The following is a 16,480-nucleotide window of genomic DNA, read 5'->3' as shown; positions in this document are numbered from 1 at the left end:
TGTCTTCACGCCATTTGGAGCGCGCATGTTTCACAACTTGAGCATCAGGAACAAACTGGTCGCCGGCTTCGGCGCGATCGTCGCGATCATCCTGTGCCTGCTCATCCTTGCCTATCACAATTTCGCACGGCTGTCCGACGCCAATCTGTGGAACCGCCACACCCTCGAGGTGCTGCGCGAACTCGACACCATCGCGACGTCGGTGCTGCAGATCCAGTCGTCCACGCGCGGCTACCTGTTGACGGGCAACGAGAACCTGGTGACGCCGATCCGCAACGAATACGCGACGGCGCGCGCGCACGTGAAACGCGCCCAGGCGATCACCACCGACAACGCCCAGCAGCAGGACCGCCTGCGCCGCCTGGACACGCTGCTCGTCACGTGGATGGAGCAGGTGGTTACCCCGCAGATCGAACGGCGCCGGACCGCCGGCGCGGCCATGACGGCGCAGGCCGAGGCCGGGGTACTGGCCGGCACGGGTTCCGTGGCCAGCCTGCGCGAGGTGCTGGACGACGTCGAAGCCGAGGAAAACCGCCTGCTGGTCCAGCGCCAGAAGGACACCGACGAACTGCGCCAGACCATGAAGGCGCTGCTGACCGGGGGCGCCGTCATCTGCGTGGTGCTGGCGATCCTCATTTCGACGCTGCTCGTGCGCGCCGTCTCGCGGCCGCTGCACAGCCTGATGAGTGCTGCCGGCCAGATCGCCGGCGGCGTGCACGGCGCCCGCGCCGAGGTGCTGTCGCGCGACGAGCTGGGCCAGGTGGCGCTGGAATTCAACCGCATGGCCCAGGCCATCGAAGACAGCCAGGCGAAGGAACTTGCGGCGACGAACGAACTACGCGCCAAGGTCGACATGCTGCTGGACGTCGTCTCGCGCGCCGCCCGCGGCGACCTGACGGGCACCGTCACGATCGCCGGCAGCGACGCCATCGGCCGCCTGGGCGAAGGCCTGGGCACGATGCTGGGCAGCCTGCGCACCCTGGTCAGCAACGTGCAGCGCGCGGGCATCCAGGTGACCACGTCGGCCACGCAGATCGCCGCGTCCGCGCGCCAGCAGGAAGCGACCGGGATCGAGCAGGCGCAGACGAGCGTCGAGGTGCTGTCCACCACGCGCGAGATCTCGGCCAATACGTCGCAGCTGCTGCGCACGATGGAAGAAGCGGGCGAAGTCGCCGACTACACGACGGCCGCCACGGCCGAAGCGCAGGGCAACCTGACGCGCATGGACCAGTCGATGCAGCAAATGGTCGCGGCCACCGACGCGATCACCGCCAAGCTCGCGACCCTGTCGGAAAAGGCCAGCAACATCAACAGCGTGCTGACCACGATCACCAAGGTCGCGGACCAGACCAACATCCTGTCGCTGAACGCCGCGATCGAGGCCGAGAAGGCCGGCGAGGCGGGCCGCGGCTTTGCCGTCGTCGCCGCCGAGATCCGGCGCCTGGCCGACCAGACGTCCGTGTCCACGTGGGACATCGAGCAGATGCTGAAGGAGATGCAGTCCGCCGTGTCGGCCAGCGTCATGGGCATGGACAAGTTTACCGAGGACATCCGCCGCAGCGTGGGCGAGGCGCGCCACGTGGCCGAGCAGCTGTCCGGCATGACGGAGCAGGTGCGCAAGCTGGCGCCCCGCTTCGACCTGGTGCTGCAGGGGATGCAGTCGCAGGCAGTGGGCGCATCGCAGATCACGGCGACGATGACGCAGCTGTCCGACGCCAGCCAGCAGACCGTCGACTCGCTGAAAGCGACGAGCGAGGCGGTGCATCAGTTGCAGTACGCCGCCACCGACCTGCAGCAATCCGTCGCCACCTTCTCGGTCAATACTGCATGAGGACGATGGTGTTCCACATCGGCCGCGAGCGCTACGCCTTGCCGCTGGCGAGCGTGCTGCGCGTGCTGCCGGTGGCGCGCCTGAAGGCGCTGCCGGGCGCGCCGCATTTCGTGCCCGGCCTGCTGGACCTGCACGGCGAGGCGATCCCCGTGATCGACCTCTCGCGCCTGGCCGGCACGCCGCCCGACGCCGTGCGCTACGACACCCGCATCCTGCTCGTCGAGATCATTGCTGCCGGGCGCCGGCGCCCCCTGGGCCTGAAAGCGGAGCGCGTGATCGGCGTGGCGGCCCTCGACGGCGAACTGGCCGACGCGGGCGTCGCGAGCGCGCCGTGGCTCGGCCAGGTCGCGCCCGGCGCCGGCGGCATGCTGCAGCTGCTCGACCCGGAGCGCCTGCTCGCGCCCGAGGTCGAGGCCCTGCTGTTCGGAGCAGGCCCGTGAATCTCACGCTGCGCCTGCGCGCCGCCACGGGCCTCGACCTGGGCGTCGCCACGGTCGAACGGGCCGTGCGCGAGCGCATGCGCGCCGCGGGTGCCGGCATCGACTACGATCCGCGGCCGGGCACGCCCGAATTCGACGCGCTCGTCGACCTCGTCGTCGTGCCGGAGTCCTGGATCCTGCGCGATCCCGCCGTGTTCGAGACTGCGCTGCGCTTCGTGCAGGCGCGCCTGCTGACGCGGCCCGGGCGGCAGGTCCGCGTGCTGTCGCTGCCCTGCGCCGGCGGCGAGGAACCGTATTCGCTTGCGATGCTGCTGGCGCACGCGGGCATCGAACCCGCACACTGCCGCATCGACGCGTTCGACCTGTCGCGGGCCGCGATCGCCCGCGCCCGCGCCGGCAGGTACACCGGCAACGCGTTCCGCGGCGACGACCAGGGCCTGCGCGCGCGCTTCTTCACGGAGCACGGCGAGGAACACATGATCGGCGCGGCGCCGCGCGCCTACGTCGTCTTCGCCCAGGCGAACCTGTTCGACGTCGACCCGGCGCTCACGGGCGCCTACGACCTCGTGTTCTGCCGCAACCTGCTGATCTACTTCGACCTGCCCACGCAGCAGCGGGCGGCCGCGCGCCTCGCCGCGCTGCTGGCCGACGACGGCCTGCTGCTGGCCGGCTATGCCGAAGCGCCCGCGCTGTGCCGCGCCGGCTTCGCGCCGCGCACGCCGCACGACACGTTCGCATTGCGCAAGCATGGCCGGCGCGCGGCCGACGTCTGGCGTGCGCCGCCCCGCCCCGCCGGGCGTCAGACACCCCGCCCGTCCGCGCCACCGCCGCCACCGCCCCCGCGCGACCTGCTGGCCGAAGCGAAGGCCCACGCCGACGCCGGCCGGCTGGCGCACGCGGAAGACGCCTGCCGCGCGCTGCTCGCCGTGCGCGCGGACGATGCCGAAGCGTGGTTCCTGCTCGGGCTCACGGCCGAATGCACGGGCCGGCCGCAGAGTGCGCAAGACTGCTGGCGGCGCTGCGTCTACCTCGATCCCGACCACTACGAAGCCTTGTGCGGGCTGGCCCTGCTCGCCGAACAGCGCGGCGACGTCGCCCAGGGCGCCAGCCTGCGCGAGCGCGCCGCGCGCGTGCATGCGCGGCGCGGGAGGCAGCACGCATGAAGCACCTGCCGGTCCGTGCGTGGGACGAGGAGGCCTGCTGGCGCGGCATCGGCGTCGCGGGCGACCGCAGCTGTCCCGAGCTGGCAACCCACGTCCATTGCCGCAACTGCCCCGTGTACGCGGGCGCCGCCCAGCACAACCTGCAGCGTCCCGTCGATGCCGACTACCGCGATGCCTGGGCGCGCGAGCTGGCCCGTCCCGAACCGCCGCCGGCGCGCACGGACGCCGCCGCGCTGGCATTCCGCGTCGGCCGCGAGTGGCTGGCCGTGGCGATGGCCCTCGCCGTCGAAGTCGCCCCGCCGGCGCCCGCGCACCGCCTGCCGCACCGCAGCCGCGGCGCCCTGCTCGGCATCGTCAACGTCGGCGGCCGCCTGTTGCCGGCCGTGTCGCTCGCGCGCCTGCTGAACGTGGACACGGACGACGTCCCGCCGCCGCCGGGTCGCCACGCGTTCGCGCGCCTGCTCGTGCTGGCCCTCGGCCCCCACCGCTACGCGCTGCCGGTCGATGAAGTCCACGGCGTGGTGCGCCACGCGCAGGACGCCATGCGTCCGCCCGCCGCCAACGTGGGCCACGCGCCGCCCGGCCTCGTCGCCGGCGTGATCGCCGACGGCGCCATCGAAGCGGGCCTGCTCGACACGGCGCGTTTGCGCGCCGGGCTGGAGGCGCTGCTGCGATGAGCACGAACGACGGGAAAATAAGTGAAGACCTGAGCGGCTACTCGATGCTGGACCTGTTCCGCATGGAGACGCGCGAGCAGATGCGCGTGCTGACGGAAGGCCTGCTGCTGCTCGAACAGGGCGTGGTCGACGCGGCCCGGCTGGAATCGATGATGCGCGCGGCGCATTCGGTCAAGGGCGCAGCCGCGATCGTCGGCCTGGAGCCGGCCGTGCGCCTCGCGCATGCGATGGAAGACGTGCTCGTCGCGGCGCAGGAAGGCCGGGCCCAGCTCGACGCGAGCGGCGTGGACGTGCTGCTGGGCGCCGTCGACGTGCTGCAGCAGCTGGCGGAAGCCGATGGCGCCAGCGCGCCGCGCGGCAACCGTATCGCGGCCACGGTCGCGGCACTGGGCTCCCTGCACGGCCAGGGCAAGGCGCCAACCGCTGCCGCCCCGCCGCCGGCGCCGGTACCCACATCGCCCCCCGGCCCGGCGCCCACACCGGTCGACCCGCCCTCCCGGCAAGCGGGCAGCGACGAGCTGCTCACGCTGGCCGGCCAGGCACGCCTGCACGCGGGCCAGCTGCGGCCGTGGATCGCCGGGCTGCAGCGCTACAAGCGCCACCAGCGCGCCGTCTACGAGGCGCTGGACGACCTGCAGGACGCGATCCGCGCGACGGGCGACGCGCGCCTGGCCGAACTGGCGCAGCGCGTGGCCGACCGCGCCGCGCCGCTGCGCGACACCCTGCACCGCACGATCGAGGGCGCCGAGCGCTACGAACGGCAGGCGCTGACCGTCTCCACGCGCCTCGCCGACGAGGTACTGGCCCTGCGCATGTGTCCCTTCGCGGAAGGCGTGCACGCGCTGCCGCGCATGGTGCGCGACCTGGCGCGGGGCCTCGGCAAGGACGTGCGCGTGGAGATCGCGGGCGCGGACACGCTCGTCGACCGCGCCGTGCTGGCGCGCATGGAAGGGCCGCTGCACCAGCTGCTGCGCAACGCCGTCGACCACGGCATGGAGCTGCCGGCCGAGCGCACGGCCGCCGGCAAGCCCGCCCACGGGACGATCCGCCTGGAAGCGCGCCACCGCGGCGGCATGCTGGCGCTGGCCGTCGCGGACGACGGCCGCGGCGTCGATCCGGAGCGCATCCGCACGGCCGCCGTGCGCCGCCAGGTGGCCGCGCCCGCGTTCGCGGCCGAGCTGTCCCAGGCGGAGCTGATGGAATTCCTGTTCCTGCCCGGCTTTTCGCTGAAGGAAAGCGCGAACGAACTCTCCGGGCGCGGCGTGGGCCTGGACGTCGTGCGCGACGCCGTGCAAGGCCTGGACGGCACCGCGCGCGCGGAATCGGCGCCGGGCGCGGGCTTTACCACCGTGATCACCTTGCCGCTCACGCAATCGATCGTGCGCGCCCTCGTCGTCGACGTGGCCGGCGAGGCTTACGCGCTGCCCATCGCGCGCGTCGAAGGCGTGCGCCGTGTGCCGGCCGGCGCCGTGCGCACCCTGCACGGCCGCCAGTACGTCGACGCGACGGACGGCAGCGGGCAGCTGGGCCTCGTCGCCGCCAGCCAGGTGCTGGCGCTGGGCGAGGCCGTGGCGGGAGTCGACCTCGTGCTGGTCGCGATCGGGACGGGGCGCGAGCGCTACGGCCTCGTCGTCGATGCCGTGCGCGGCGAACAAAGCCTGACCGTGCAGCCGCTCGAGCCGACGTTCGGCAAGCTGCGCGACATCGCGGCCGCCGCCCTGCTCGACGACGGCACGCCGGTGCTGATCCTCGACGTGCCCGACATGCTGCACTCGATCGCGCGCCTGCTGGACGGCGGCGCGGCGCTGCGCCTGGGCTTCGTCGCGGGGGAGTCCGCGGCCGGCCGCGCGCGGCGCGTGCTCGTGGTGGACGATTCGCTCACGGTGCGCGAGATGCAGCGCAAGCTCCTGGCCGCGCGCGGCTACCACGTGGACGTGGCGCTGGATGGCCTGGACGGCTGGAACCAGTTGCGCGGGGCCGACTACGACCTCGTGATCACGGACATCGACATGCCGCGCCTGGACGGCATCGGCCTCACGGAACGCATCCGGCGCGACCCGCGCCTCGCCCGCCTGCCGGTGATGATCGTGTCGTACAAGGACCGTCCGGAAGATCGCGCGCGCGGCCTGGAGGCCGGTGCCGATTATTACCTGGCCAAGGGCGCCTTCCACGACGCCACGTTGCTGGATGCCGTGCACGACCTGGTCGGCGGCGCCCACGAAGACAGGACGCCATGAGGATAGGCATCGCCAACGACAGTGCCACCGCTTCCGAAGCCCTGCGCCGCGCGCTGGCGATCGGCGGCGAGCACCAGGTCGCGTGGGTGGCGCGCACGGGCGCCGACGCCGTGCGCCTGTGCCGCGACCTGCCGCCCGACCTCGTGCTGATGGACCTCGCCATGCCGGTGCTGGATGGCGTCGAGGCCACCCGCCGCATCATGCGCGAGGCGCCGTGCGCGATCCTCGTCGTCACCGCCGCGCCCCAGGACAACGTGGGCCAGGTGTTCCGCGCGCTGGGCGCCGGCGCCCTGGACGTGACGGCGACGCCCGTGCTGCTCGGCCGCCCCGGCGGCGAGGCCGCCCTGCTCGCGAAGATCCGCACCATCGCGAAGCTGATCGCGGGGGCGCCGGTGCCCGCCGGCAGCGCGGCCGTCCCGGCGCCGGCCGCGCCTTCCGGGTCACCGGTTGCGCGCCTGGTCGCCATCGGCGCCTCCACCGGCGGGCCGATCGCGCTGGCGCGGCTGCTGGCACGGTGGCGCCCGCCGGCCGACACGGCCGCCGTCGTCGTGCAGCACATCGATCCCGCCTTCGCCGGCCAGCTGGCGCGCTGGCTGGGCGAGCAGGCCGGCGTGCCCGTGCGCGCCATCGCGGGCGGCGAACCGGTCGAAGGCGGCGTCGTGCAGGTGGCGGCCAGCGACGACCACCTGCGCCTCACGCCCGAACGCCGCCTCGTCTATGACGCCCATCCGCGCGACGAGGTCTACCGGCCGTCGGTCGACGTGTTCTTCCACTCGGTGGCGCGGTACTGGACCCGCAACGCCACCGGCGTCCTGCTCACCGGCATGGGCCGCGACGGCGCCGCGGGCCTGCTCGCGATGCGCCAGGCCGGCCACGCCACCATCGCGCAGGACGAGGCCACCTGCGCCGTGTATGGCATGCCGCGCGCGGCGGCCGAACTGGGGGCCGCGGAGAAAATTTTACCGCTTGACAATATCCCTATCGCATTAGGGTAAAATGACGCCCGCCATTCATTCCAGTCCCGCCAACGATTCCCGATGTCCGCAGTCAGCCACTTCCAGGGCCGCGAACGAGACGACGCCGACTACAAGGTGCGCGTGCTGCTCGTCGACGACCAGATCATCATGATCGAAGCCGTCCGCCGCATGCTTGCGCGCCACGACGACATCGAATTCCAGTTCGTCACCGACGCGCGCGCGGCGCATGCGGCCGCGCTGCGGCACCGGCCGACCGTGATCCTGCAGGACCTCGTCATGCAGGGCGCCGACGGCTTCCAGCTGATCCGGGCGTACCAGGAGGACGAGGCGCTGCGCGACATTCCCGTGGTCGTGCTGTCCACGCGCGACGAAGCGAAGCTGAAGGCGCACGCGTTTGCCATCGGCGCGCACGACTACCTCGTCAAGCTGCCCGACGAGCTGGAACTGGTGGCCCGCATCCGCCACCATTCCGCCGGCTACATCAGCGGCCTGCAGCGCGACGCCGCCTACCGGTCCCTGAGCGCGAGCCAGGAGAAGCTGGCACGCGTCAACGAGGAACTGCGCCGCCTGGCCGCGCTGGACGGCCTCACGGGCATCGCCAACCGCCGCCGTTTCGACGAGGCCGTCCACGTCGAATGGCAGCGCGGACGACGCCAGCAATCGCCGCTGGCGCTGCTGCTGTGCGACGTCGATCATTTCAAGCTGTACAACGACCACCTGGGCCATCCGGCCGGCGACCTGTGCCTCAAGAAGGTGGCCGCCGTGCTGACCGGCCAGTTGAAGCGCCCGGCCGACCTGGCGGCGCGCTACGGCGGCGAGGAATTCGCGCTGCTGCTGCCGGACACCGACCTCGCCGGCGCCCTGCGCGTGGGCGAAGCGTGCCGCGCGGGACTCCAACAGCTGGCGCTGCCGCATCCGGGGGCGCCGTGCGGGTATGTCACGATGTCGATGGGTGTGGCCTGCATCGTGCCGGGCGAGGACGACGGCCCGGACGACTTCATCGCGCGGGCCGATGCCGCGCTGTACGACGCCAAGCGCAGTGGCCGCAACCGGGTGTCCGCGGCCGGGTGAGCCTTACACCAGCACGGGTTCCGGCTCGAGCCGCACGCCGAAGCGCGCCTCGACGTCGGCCTGGATGGCGCGTGCCAGCGCCATGATCTCGCCCCCCGTCGCGCCGCCATTGTTGACCAGCACGAGCGCCTGCTTCGGATAGACGCCCGCGCGTCCGAGGTTTTTTCCCTTCCAGCCGCAACGGTCGATCAGCCAGCCCGCGGCCAGCTTTTCGCTGCCGTCCGGCTGGGCATGGTGCACGAGGTCCGGCCACGTGGCCAGCAGACGCGCGCAGTGCTCGCGCGGCACGACCGGATTCTTGAAGAAGCTGCCCGCGTTGCCGATCTCGGCCGGATCGGGCAGCTTGCGGCGCCGGATCGCGATGACGGCGTCCGCCACCGCGCGCGCGGTCGGCGCGGCGATGTCCTGCACCGCCTGCGCCAGTTCCGCATAGCGCAGGTTCGGCGTCCACGCGCGCGGCAGTGCGAACGTCACGTCCAGCACGACGAGCGTGCTGCCTTCCGCATGCTTGAACACGCTGTCGCGGTAGCCGAAGCGGCAGGCCGCCGCGTCCATGGTGCGGATCGACCCGTCCGCGAAGTCGAACACGGTCAGCGAGTGAAAACTGTCCTTGACCTCGGCCCCGTACGCGCCGATGTTCTGGATCGGCGACGCGCCGACCGTGCCCGGGATCAACGCCATGTTCTCCAGGCCGCCCAGGCCCTGCGCCAGCGTCCATTCCACGAACGCATGCCAGTTCTCGCCGGCTTGCGCGCGCACGAGGATGGCGTCGGCCGTCGCGCCGACGATCTCCCTGCCTTCCAGCCCCATGTGCAGCACGAGGGCATCGACCTCGTCGCGCGCGATCAAGAGGTTGCTGCCGCCGCCGAGCACGAGGCGCGGCAGCGCGGCCAATTGCGCATCGGCGGCGACGGCCTGCAACTGGGCCGGGTCGGTCACGCGCAGGTAGCGCCGGGCGCGCGCGGGGATGCGGAACGTGTTGAAAGCGGCGAGGGAAACGTCGGTGGACAGGGGCAGGTCGGCTGGCATGGCTGGGGCGGGTAGTGTTTGGCGCATTATAGTGGTTACAATATCGCCATTCACTCTCAATTTGTGCAAGGAAAGAACACAATGCCATCGTTTGATGTGGTCTGCGAAGCAGACATGGTCGAAGTCAAGAACGCCGTCGAGCAATCCAACAAGGAAATCGGCACCCGCTTCGACTTCAAGGGCAGCTCGGCCAAGGTCGAGCAGAAGGAACGCGAGATCACCGTGTTCGGCGATTCCGACTTCCAGCTCGGCCAGGTGCGCGACGTGCTGTTGAACAAGATGACCAAGCGTAAGGTCGACGTGCGCTTCCTCGACGAAGGCAAGGTCGAGAAGATCGGCGGCGACAAGGTCAAGCAGGTGCTCAAGGTACGCAACGGCATCGAGACCGAAGACGCGAAGAAGATCACCAAGCTCATCAAGGAAAGCAAGATGAAGGTGCAAGCCTCGATCCAGGGCGAAACCGTGCGCGTCACCGGCAAGGATCGCGATACGCTGCAGGAAGCGATCGCGCTGCTGCGCAAGGACGTGAAGGATCTGCCGCTGGAATTCAACAACTTCCGCGACTGAACGTTTCCTGCCCGCTCCGCACGACCGTGCGGCAAATGGAGCTCTCGACCCGTCCCCGCGTGGGGTAAAATGCGGGGCGTGCGAACACGCCGGTCAGCGGCGTTACCTATAACAACGAGTTGAATAGCAATGAAACGTGTTGATGATTTCCGCCTGCGTTTGGGCAACAAGGAATATGTGCCCATCATGATCGGCGGAATGGGCGTGGATATCTCTACGTCGGAGCTGGCCCTGGAAGCGGCCCGTCTGGGCGGTATCGGCCACATTTCCGATGCGATGGTACCGGACGTGTCGGACCGCAAGTTCGACACCAGCTTCGTCAAGGAAAAGACCAAGCTGTACAAGTTCAACATCAACAACATGGACAAGTCCGTCGTCCAGTTCGACCTCGACCGCCTGGCCGAGGCGACGCGCCTGCACGTGGGCGCGACCATGGCGGCGAAGAAAGGCGATGGCCTGATCTTCGTGAACTGCATGGAAAAGCTGACGATGAACGCGCCGAAGGAAACCCTGCGCACCCGCCTGTCGGCGGCGCTGGACGCGGGCATCGACGGCATCACGATGTCGGCCGGCCTGCACCTGGGCTCGTTCGAACTCATCAAGGACCATCCGCGCTTCCGCGACGCCAAGCTGGGCATCATCGTCTCGTCCGTCCGCGCGCTCCAGCTCTTCCTGCGCAAGGTGTCGCGCCTGAACCGCCTGCCCGACTACGTGATCGTGGAAGGCCCGCTGGCCGGCGGCCACCTGGGCTTCGGCATGGAAGACTGGAAGGACTACGACCTGCACACGATCATGGACGAGATCCATGCGTACCTGGCCGCCGAAAAACTCGACATCCCGCTGATCGCCGCCGGCGGCATCTTCACGGGCAGCGACGCCGTGTCGTTCCTGGAAAAGGGCGCGGGCGGCGTGCAGGTGGCGACCCGCTTCACCGTGACCCACGAATGCGGCCTGCCGGATTCCGTCAAGCAGGAGTATTTCCGCGCCAGCGAAGAAGACATCATCGTCAACGGCGTCTCGCCGACGGGCTATCCGATGCGCATGCTGAAGCAGACGCCGGCGATCGGCTCGGGCATCCGTCCCGGCTGCGAATCGTACGGCTACCTGCTGGACGCGACGGGCAACTGCGCCTACATCAATTCGTACAACCGCGAGGTGCAGGCGAATCCGGGCCAGAAGAATATCCAGGTGTTCGACAAGACCTGTTTGTGCACCCACATGCGCAACTTCAATTGCTGGACCTGCGGCTCGACGACGTACCGCCTGAAGGACACGACGCACAAGCTGTCGGACGGTACCTACCAGATCCTGTCCGCCGAACACGTGTTCAAGGATTACCAGTTCAGCGTGGACAACCAGGTCGCGCTGCCGCCGCGCCAGGAAGCGGCCGCCTGACGGCTACCAGACCGATCGAAAGGCGTGCTGCGGCACGCCTTTTCTTTTGGCGGAACGGAAGCGCGGCCACGCGGTCCAACGGGTTCCATCGACACCGGGAGCCGGCATGCACGAATCCGAACCGCCCAGCCGGTGCGTCTTTCTCACCGACGAGACCGGGACCATCCAGGCCTGGAACGACGGCTGCGCCGCCGTGTTCGGAGTCGGCGCCGGGCAGGTTCTCGGCCACCCCATCACCACGCTGTTCACGCCACCGGGACGCGATGCCTGGAGCGCCGGCTGGCGCGCCCTCACCGGCCATCCCGAAGGGGCCGAAGTCCACGTCGAACTCATGTGCGCGCGCGGGCGCGTGCTCGAAAGCACGTTGACCCTGGCGCCGCTGGTCGATGCCGAGGGCCGCGCACACGACTGCGCCGTCGCCGTCGCCACCGGCTGCGCACGGGGCGGCACGGAAGCCGAGCGGGTCGCGCGCACGCCGCTGTCCGCCATCGTCGATACCTTCCCCGGCACCTTTTACGTGCTCAATCGCGACGGCCGCTTCGTCCTCTGGAACCGGAACCTCGAAAAAGTCACGGGGATGACGCCGGATGAACTGGGCGCGACGCGCGCCCTCGACCTCATCGAACTGCCGCAGCGCGCGCCGCTGGCGAACGGCATCCGCGACGTGTTCGACGAAAACGGCGAACTGAAGCTGGAGATCGACTTCGTGTCGCGCAGCGGCCGCGAGACGCCCGTACTGCTGAACGGGACGAAGATCCGCTGCAACGGCGGCGAATACCTGGTCGGCACGGGCATCGACGTGGCCGAGCGGCGCGCGCACGAACAGCAGCTGCGCCTGCGCGAACGCGCGCTGCACGCGGCCAGCAACGGCATCCTGATCACCCGGCTGGACCACGGCCAGAGCGACATCGAATACGTGAACCCGGCCTTCGAGCGCATCACCGGTTATTCCGCGGACGAGGTCATCGGCACGGACCCGCGCTTCATGGCCGCGCCCGGCATGGACCTGGCGGAGCGGGCCCAGCTGCGCGGCGCGATCGCCGCGCGCATGGGCGCCAAGGTCGTGCTGCGCAACCTGCGCAAGAACGGCGAACTGTTCTGGAACGACCTCTCCATCACGCCCGTGCAGGACGAGCACGGCGACGTCACGCACTACATCGGGGTGCTCACCGACGTCACCGCCACCATGCTGCGCACCGCGCACCTGGAGCACGAGGTCAATCACGATCCGCTGACGGGCCTCGCCAACCGCAACCTGCTGTGGGACCGGCTGGAGCAGGCGCTGCATCTCGCGCAGCGCCACAAGTCGCTCGTGGCGACCGTACTGATCGACCTCGACAACTTCAAGACCATCAACGATACGTTCGGCCACGAGGCGGGCGACGTCGTGCTGAAGGTCGTCGCCCGCCGCCTGCAGGCGTCCGTGCGCGACAGCGACACGGTGGCGCGCATGTCCGGCGACGAGTTCGTGCTGATCCTCGCCAACCAGCCCTCGCTGCGCTTCACCCTGCGCATGGTCGAGCGGCTGCGCCAGAGCTTCGCGATTCCCGTCGCCTTCAACAACCGCGAGATCCCCGTCGGCGCGAGCGTGGGCGTGTCGCTGTACCCGCACGACGGCGCCACGGCGGCGGAGCTCGTGCGCGCGGCCGACCTCGCGATGTACCACGGCAAGGGCAGCGGCCGCAACGATGTCCACTTCTTTTCGGCCGACATGAAGTCGACCACGGAAGCCAGGCACCGCATCGAACTGGCGCTGCGCGACGCGCTCGACCACGACGAACTGTTCCTGCTGTACCAGCCCCGCGTGGCGGTCGCGACCCAGCGCGTCGCGGGCTTCGAGGCGTTGCTGCGCTGGCGCCACCCGGACCAGGGCGTGCTGTCCCCTGCCCGCTTCCTTGCCGAGGCCGAGGAAACCGGCGTGATCGTCCCCATCGGCCAGCGCGTGCTCGACCAGGCCTGCGCCTTCGCGGCCCGGCTGCGTGCGGCCGGGTACGTGGACGTGCCCGTGACCGTCAACGTCTCGCACCGCGAATACAGCCAGCCAGGGTTTCTCGCCGGCCTGTCCGACCGCCTGACGCGTCACCGCCTGCCGCCGCGCAGCCTGCAGCTCGACCTGCGCATCGATGCGCTGATCCGCAATCCGGCACTGGGCCAGGAACTGGCGGAACAACTCCATACGTTGGGGGTCGACCTGTCCGTCGACGGCTTCGGCGCGGGCCTGTGCGACCTCGGCTTTCTGCAGCAGCTGGCGGCCACCCACGTCAAGCTGGCGCACTCGACGGTCCAGGCACTGGACGACGGCGGCCGGGCCGTGGCCAAGAGCCTGATCGACATCGGGCACAACCTGAACATGGAAGTGGTGGCCGAGGCCGTGGAAACGCGGCCCCAGCTGGATTTCCTCACTTCGCATGGCTGTGACCACATCCAGGGCATCTGGGTCAGCGAGCCCCTCGCGGCGGAGGCGGCGCAGCGCATGCTGGAGGAACAACAACCGGCGTGATCAACCCTCGCTCGTGATCCGCTTGACGAGTGCGCCGAGCACGTCTTCCGCCATGTCGTTCGACACCTGGCACGTCCCCGCATTCTCGTGCCCGCCGCCGCCGTATTCGAGCATCAGCGCGCCGATATTCGTCTTCGACGTTCGGTTGAGAATCGATTTGCCCGTCGCGAACACCGTGTTCTGGTTCTTCAGGCCCCACAGCACGTGGATCGAAATATTCGCTTCGGGGAACAGCGCATAGATGATGAACCGGTTGCCCGCATAGATCACGGGTTCCTCGCGCAGGTCGAGCACGACGAGGTTGCCATGGACTTGCGCGCAGCGCCGGATCTGCTCCTTGCACAGCTCGCTGTGCTCGAAGTACAGGCGGGTACGCTCCTGCACGTCCGGCAACTGCATGATCTGGGCGATCGTGTGATTGCGGCAGGAGTCGATCAAGTCCATCATCAGCTGGTAGTTCGAGATGCGGAAGTCGTGGAAGCGGCCCAGCCCCGTACGCGCGTCCATCAGGAAATTCAGCAGGTTCCAGCCCTGCGGATCTAGCACTTCCTCGCGCGTGAAGCGCGCGGCGTCGGCCTTGTCGACGGCATCCATCATGTCGCGCCAGCCGGCCGGGAACGCGCGCGTGGCGCCGTAGTGGTCGTAGACGACACGGGCGGCCGAGGGCGCCTTCGGGTCGATGACGTGGTTGTCGCGCCGGCCCGTGTTGCGGATCGTTTCCGATAAGTGATGGTCGAATGCCAGGTGCGCGCCGGCAACGTACGGCAAATTCGTCGTGATGTCGCGCGCACTGATCGCGATCTTGCCATCCTGCATGTCCTTCGGGTGGACGAACAGGATCTCGTCGATCAGGTCCAGATGCTTGAGGAGGACGGCGCAGACGAGGCCGTCGAAATCGCTGCGGGTAACGAGGCGGTAACGCTTGGGAACGGCAGACATCGGCAAACCCCTTTCATGTCGAGAATGAAGCATGGGCTGGCGCAGCCAGGACGTCGTTCATCATACCCCGCAATATTGCTAATTAACAGTTTTTCTATACGTCATCACGGCGTCATCAACCTGTGCATTCCAGGGCTCGAATCGTGCAGGCTGTCGCAAAGGGATGGCCGGCGTTCATGCCAGCGGTTACACTCGCCGCACCTTTTGAAAAAGATAAGTTTCATGCAAACACGGCGTTCTACCCAGCAAACTTTCTCGAATACCCTGTCGGCGCTGTACCGGGCCTTCGACGCGGTCGCGACGTGGGTGACGCAGCTGTCGTGGTGGAAGTTCTTCCTGTTCGCCGCGCTGATGCTGGTCGCCGGCAAGATTCTGCAGGATGAATTGTTCTCCAGCAGCGAGGAAGAGATCACGCGCACGGAACACAGCGCACGCCGGCCCGAACCGACCGTCACGATCGACGACAGCGGCATCCACATCAATCCGGGCAAGAACAGCCGGCGCGGCACGATCACGATCAATCCGGAAATCGAGGCGGCCAAGGCGGAAGCGGCGGCCAAGGCCGCGGAAGCGGCACATGCGGAGGCAGCGGGCAAGGCCGAAGCGGCGCAGGCGAAGGCGGATGCCGCGGAACAGATGGCGGACGAGGCGCAACACGTGGCCGACGCCGCCGAGCCCGCCCCGCCCGCGCCGCCGGCACCGCCCGCCCCGCCCAAGGCGCCGGTCACCAAGACCCTGCGCGGCGCCAACGGCGAAGAGGTCCACATCGACCTGCCGCCGCAAATCGGCGAAGAATTGTCCAACGCCATCGAAGCGGCCGTCGACGACGCGGCCGAAGCGAAGGCGCGCAGCTATCACAAGCAGGCGTCGACGTGGTTCACGAGCTTTGTCTGGCTGTTGATCCTCGCCCTGTTCGGCACCAAGGCCCTCGTGGGCGGCAAGAAGCGCGCGGAGGCCGAAATGCAGTCGGCCACGGCCGCCGCCGAGCGCGAGTCGATGCAGCGCCAGCTGTCCGAAGCGAAGATGCAGGCCATGCAGGCCCAGGTCGAGCCGCACTTCCTGTTCAATACGCTCGCTTCCGTCGAACACTTGATCGAGACCAATCCGCCGCGCGCATCCGCCATGCAGCGGACACTCATCCAGTACCTGCGCGCCGTGCTGCCGCAGATGCGCGACAACAACCTCGTCACGAACCTGGGCCGCGAAGTCGACATGGTCAAGTCCTACCTCGACCTGCTCAAGATGCGCATGGAAGAACGCCTGACGGTCGAACTGAGCGTGCCGGACGGCCTGCGCAGCGCGGCGTTTCCCCCGATGATGCTGCAATCGATGGTCGAGAACGCGATCAAGCACGGCCTCGAATGCAAGCCCGAGGGCGGGTACCTGGCCGTCAGGGCCGAAGTGGTCGACAGCAAGCTGCGCGTGACGGTCGCGGACGACGGCGCCGGATTCGGCGTCATGCCCAGCAAGGGCACCGGGCTGGGCCTGTCGAACATCCGTGAGCGCCTCACATTGCTGCACGGCGAGGCCGGCCAGCTGCACATCGCCGCCAACAGTCCGAGCGGGGTGATCGCCACCATCGAGGTCCCTTATCAGCTTGCACCGAAGTAAGCATTTCGGGTATTGCTAGTAACGACAATTCGTTGAATAATCG

The 16,480-nt window shown here is 69.1% G+C and carries 13 protein-coding genes; 11 read left to right on the top strand and 2 right to left on the bottom strand.

The features are described 5' to 3' along the window. Positions 1-25 precede the first annotated feature (25 nt). From QPK29_RS28215 to QPK29_RS28185, 7 genes are read left to right on the top strand one after another with little or no spacing between them, the layout of a single operon-like run. Complete coding sequence (locus tag QPK29_RS28215) at positions 26-1,831, top strand: methyl-accepting chemotaxis protein (RefSeq protein WP_371771563.1); 1,806 nt, start codon at positions 26-28, stop codon at positions 1,829-1,831. A gap of 5 nt (positions 1,832-1,836) precedes the next feature. Next, the gene (locus QPK29_RS28210; RefSeq protein ID WP_371771564.1) at positions 1,837-2,271 is read left to right on the top strand and encodes a chemotaxis protein CheW; all 435 of its coding nucleotides are present in this window, start codon (positions 1,837-1,839) and stop codon (positions 2,269-2,271) included. Next, positions 2,268-3,434 (top strand): CheR family methyltransferase, encoded by a 1,167-nt coding sequence (locus QPK29_RS28205; protein ID WP_371771565.1) that lies wholly within the window; start codon positions 2,268-2,270, stop codon positions 3,432-3,434. Before QPK29_RS28210 ends, QPK29_RS28205 begins: the two co-directional genes overlap by 4 nt. Beyond that, positions 3,431-4,111, top strand: coding sequence for a chemotaxis protein CheW (locus QPK29_RS28200; protein ID WP_371762836.1), 681 nt, complete (start codon positions 3,431-3,433; stop codon positions 4,109-4,111). Before QPK29_RS28205 ends, QPK29_RS28200 begins: the two co-directional genes overlap by 4 nt. After that, on the top strand, positions 4,108-6,348 hold the full coding sequence (locus QPK29_RS28195; protein ID WP_371771566.1) for a hybrid sensor histidine kinase/response regulator: 2,241 nt from the start codon (positions 4,108-4,110) through the stop codon (positions 6,346-6,348). The genes QPK29_RS28200 and QPK29_RS28195 overlap by 4 nt, the downstream gene beginning before the upstream one ends. Beyond that, on the top strand, positions 6,345-7,343 hold the full coding sequence (cheB, locus tag QPK29_RS28190; protein WP_056127191.1) for a chemotaxis-specific protein-glutamate methyltransferase CheB: 999 nt from the start codon (positions 6,345-6,347) through the stop codon (positions 7,341-7,343). The genes QPK29_RS28195 and cheB overlap by 4 nt, the downstream gene beginning before the upstream one ends. Before the next feature lie 42 nt (positions 7,344-7,385). Continuing rightward, complete coding sequence (locus QPK29_RS28185) at positions 7,386-8,396, top strand: diguanylate cyclase domain-containing protein (protein ID WP_056127182.1); 1,011 nt, start codon at positions 7,386-7,388, stop codon at positions 8,394-8,396. A 3-nt stretch (positions 8,397-8,399) separates the two neighbouring features. Here the strand turns inward: QPK29_RS28185 and murB are convergent, their stop codons facing one another. After that, the gene (gene murB, locus QPK29_RS28180) at positions 8,400-9,425 is read right to left on the bottom strand and encodes a UDP-N-acetylmuramate dehydrogenase (protein ID WP_371771567.1); all 1,026 of its coding nucleotides are present in this window, start codon (positions 9,423-9,425) and stop codon (positions 8,400-8,402) included. An 81-nt stretch (positions 9,426-9,506) separates the two neighbouring features. Here murB and QPK29_RS28175 point away from each other — a divergent pair, with 81 nt between their 5' ends. The 3 genes from QPK29_RS28175 (at position 9,507) to QPK29_RS28165 (ending at position 13,887) form a co-directional block, all read left to right on the top strand. Then, positions 9,507-9,992 carry a YajQ family cyclic di-GMP-binding protein gene (locus QPK29_RS28175; protein ID WP_056127174.1) on the top strand — a complete coding sequence of 162 codons (486 nt, stop codon included), beginning with the start codon at positions 9,507-9,509 and terminating at the stop codon, positions 9,990-9,992. Positions 9,993-10,121: 129 nt separating this feature from the next. After that, on the top strand, positions 10,122-11,387 hold the full coding sequence (locus tag QPK29_RS28170) for a nitronate monooxygenase (protein ID WP_371762841.1): 1,266 nt from the start codon (positions 10,122-10,124) through the stop codon (positions 11,385-11,387). 106 nt (positions 11,388-11,493) lie between these two features. Next, the gene (locus QPK29_RS28165) at positions 11,494-13,887 is read left to right on the top strand and encodes a sensor domain-containing protein (protein WP_371771568.1); all 2,394 of its coding nucleotides are present in this window, start codon (positions 11,494-11,496) and stop codon (positions 13,885-13,887) included. On the opposite strand, the gene QPK29_RS28160 is transcribed toward QPK29_RS28165, so the two are convergent. Further along, positions 13,888-14,826, bottom strand: coding sequence for an exopolyphosphatase (locus tag QPK29_RS28160; protein WP_160408404.1), 939 nt, complete (start codon positions 14,824-14,826; stop codon positions 13,888-13,890). Between the two features lie 222 nt (positions 14,827-15,048). Between QPK29_RS28160 and QPK29_RS28155 the strand changes: the two genes are divergently transcribed. Continuing rightward, positions 15,049-16,437: a sensor histidine kinase gene (locus QPK29_RS28155; RefSeq protein WP_371771569.1), complete on the top strand. Its 1,389-nt coding sequence runs from the start codon at positions 15,049-15,051 to the stop codon at positions 16,435-16,437. Positions 16,438-16,480 lie beyond the last annotated feature (43 nt).

The organism is Massilia orientalis, from assembly GCF_030411975.2.
GTDB lineage: Bacteria > Pseudomonadota > Gammaproteobacteria > Burkholderiales > Burkholderiaceae_D > Telluria > Telluria orientalis.
This window is presented reverse-complemented; position numbering and strand designations above follow the sequence as displayed.

Bases quoted from the DNA above. Each gene is read 5' to 3' on its own strand.
- QPK29_RS28215 (WP_371771563.1), top strand. From the start codon at position 26: ATGTTTCACAACTTGAGCATCAGGAACAAACTGGTCGCCGGCTTCGGC.
- QPK29_RS28210 (WP_371771564.1), top strand. From the start codon at position 1,837: ATGGTGTTCCACATCGGCCGCGAGCGCTACGCCTTGCCGCTGGCGAGC.
- QPK29_RS28200 (WP_371762836.1), top strand. From the start codon at position 3,431: ATGAAGCACCTGCCGGTCCGTGCGTGGGACGAGGAGGCCTGCTGGCGC.
- QPK29_RS28195 (WP_371771566.1), top strand. From the start codon at position 4,108: ATGAGCACGAACGACGGGAAAATAAGTGAAGACCTGAGCGGCTACTCG.
- cheB (WP_056127191.1), top strand. From the start codon at position 6,345: ATGAGGATAGGCATCGCCAACGACAGTGCCACCGCTTCCGAAGCCCTG.
- QPK29_RS28185 (WP_056127182.1), top strand. From the start codon at position 7,386: ATGTCCGCAGTCAGCCACTTCCAGGGCCGCGAACGAGACGACGCCGAC.
- murB (WP_371771567.1), bottom strand. From the start codon at position 9,425: ATGCCAGCCGACCTGCCCCTGTCCACCGACGTTTCCCTCGCCGCTTTC.
- QPK29_RS28175 (WP_056127174.1), top strand. From the start codon at position 9,507: ATGCCATCGTTTGATGTGGTCTGCGAAGCAGACATGGTCGAAGTCAAG.
- QPK29_RS28170 (WP_371762841.1), top strand. From the start codon at position 10,122: ATGAAACGTGTTGATGATTTCCGCCTGCGTTTGGGCAACAAGGAATAT.
- QPK29_RS28165 (WP_371771568.1), top strand. From the start codon at position 11,494: ATGCACGAATCCGAACCGCCCAGCCGGTGCGTCTTTCTCACCGACGAG.
- QPK29_RS28160 (WP_160408404.1), bottom strand. From the start codon at position 14,826: ATGTCTGCCGTTCCCAAGCGTTACCGCCTCGTTACCCGCAGCGATTTC.
- QPK29_RS28155 (WP_371771569.1), top strand. From the start codon at position 15,049: ATGCAAACACGGCGTTCTACCCAGCAAACTTTCTCGAATACCCTGTCG.